This window comes from Arenibacter catalasegens, from assembly GCF_002909235.1.
GTDB classification, from domain to species: Bacteria; Bacteroidota; Bacteroidia; order Flavobacteriales; family Flavobacteriaceae; genus Arenibacter; species Arenibacter catalasegens.
This window is the reverse complement of sequence record NZ_PHQQ01000067.1, coordinates 1-2,369: the sequence shown is the minus strand read 5'-3', so window position 1 is coordinate 2,369 and position 2,369 is coordinate 1. Positions and strand designations below refer to the sequence as shown.

General features: G+C 51.0%; 1 protein-coding gene. It reads left to right on the top strand.

The window, feature by feature from the left end; all coding sequences use genetic code 11:
• Window positions 1–2,369, top strand: a 2,369-nt coding sequence (locus CWD90_RS23675; RefSeq protein ID WP_103478359.1) for a beta strand repeat-containing protein, incomplete at both ends; no start/stop codon positions are given.

Sequence of the window (2,369 nt, the reverse complement as noted above, 5' to 3'; positions counted from 1 at the left end):
GGGGCAACAGGCGCTCAAGGACCAATAGGTATTAGTATAACTGGAGCGAAAGGCGACAAAGGTGACACCGGAGCAACGGGTACTGCAGGAACCAACGGAATTGACGGAGCTACAGGAGCAGATGGAATAAATGGTGTTGATGGAGCAACTGGTGCTACAGGCGCAACAGGAACCAACGGTATAGATGGAATTGATGGCGATAAAGGTGATACTGGTGAAAAAGGAGAAACTGGTAATACAGGTGCCACTGGTGCTACAGGAGCAGCCGGAACCAATGGAATAGATGGAAATGATGGTGCCACAGGGGCAACAGGCGCTCAAGGACCAATAGGTATTAGTATAACTGGAGCGAAAGGCGACAAAGGTGACACCGGAGCAACGGGTACTGCAGGAACCAACGGAATTGACGGAGCTACAGGAGCAGATGGAATAAATGGTGTTGATGGAGCAACTGGTGCTACTGGTGAAAAAGGTGCTGCAGGAACCAACGGAATTGATGGAGCAACTGGTGCTACAGGCGCAACAGGAACCAACGGTATAGATGGAATTGATGGCGCTAAAGGTGATACTGGTGAAAAAGGAGAAACTGGTAATACAGGTGCCACTGGTGCTACAGGAGCAGCCGGAACCAATGGAATAGATGGAAATGATGGTGCCACTGGGGCAATCGGCGCTACAGGCGCAACAGGAACCAACGGTATAGATGGTAATGATGGTGCTAAAGGTGATACTGGTGCTGCAGGAACCAACGGAATAGACGGAGCAAAAGGTGATACTGGTGAAAAAGGAGCCAAAGGTGATACCGGTGAAACTGGTGCCGATGGAATAAATGGTGTTGATGGAGCAACCGGTGCTACAGGTGCTGTCGGACCAAAAGGTGATGCAGGAAATGATGGTGCCACAGGTGCGACTGGAGCAACTGGTGAAACCGGAGCACAAGGTATTCAAGGTGCTACAGGAGCAACAGGTACCAATGGGACAAATGGAAATGATGGTGCCACAGGTGATACTGGTGCTGCAGGAACCAACGGAATAGACGGAGCAAAAGGTGATACTGGTGAAAAAGGAGCCAAAGGTGATACCGGTGAAACTGGTGCCGATGGAATAAATGGTGTTGATGGAGCAACCGGTGCTACAGGTGCTGTCGGACCAAAAGGTGATGCAGGAAATGATGGTGCCACAGGTGCGACTGGAGCAACTGGTGAAACCGGAGCACAAGGTATTCAAGGTGCTACAGGAGCAACAGGTACCAATGGGACAAATGGAAATGATGGTGCCACTGGGGCAACTGGTGCAACTGGAACCAATGGTATAGACGGAAACGACGGTATAACCGGAGCTACTGGTGCACAGGGACCGATAGGTATAAGTGTTACCGGTGCTCAAGGACCTACAGGTGCCAATGGAGAAAAAGGAGACAAAGGAGACAAAGGTGATAAAGGAGATACTGGAGCCACTGGGGCAACTGGGGCTCAAGGACCAATAGGTATTAGTATAACTGGAGCGAAAGGCGACAAAGGAGATACTGGAGCAACAGGCACTAATGGTAATGACGGTGCTACAGGCGCCACAGGTGCTGTCGGACCAAAAGGTGATGCAGGAAATGACGGTGCTGCAGGAGCAAACGGAAACGACGGTTTAACTGGTGCAACTGGAGCGACTGGTACAGCGGGAACCAACGGAATTGACGGAGCTACAGGAGCAGATGGAATAAATGGTGTTGATGGAGCAACAGGTGCTGCAGGAACCAACGGAATTGATGGAGCAACTGGTGCTACAGGCGCAACAGGAACCAACGGTATAGATGGAGCAACTGGTGCTACAGGCGCAACAGGAACCAACGGTATAGATGGAATTGATGGCGCTAAAGGTGATACTGGTGAAAAAGGAGAAACAGGTAATACAGGTGCCACAGGAGCAACTGGTACAGCGGGAACCAACGGAATTGACGGAGCTACAGGAGCAGATGGAATAAATGGTGTTGATGGAGCAACCGGTGCTACAGGAGCAACAGGCGCTGCAGGAACCAACGGAATTGATGGAGCAACTGGTGCTACAGGCGCAACAGGAACCAACGGTATAGATGGAAATGATGGCACTAAAGGTGATACTGGTGAAAAAGGAGACAAAGGTGATACCGGAGCACAGGGACCAATAGGTATTAGTATAACCGGTGCCCAAGGTCCTACTGGTGCTAATGGAGCTAAGGGAGACAAAGGCGACAAGGGCGACACAGGAGCCACTGGGGCAACAGGCGCTCAAGGACCAATAGGTATTAGTATAACTGGAGCGAAAGGCGACAAAGGTGACACCGGAGCAACGGGTACTGCAGGAACCAACGGAATTGACGGAGCTACAGGAGCAGATGG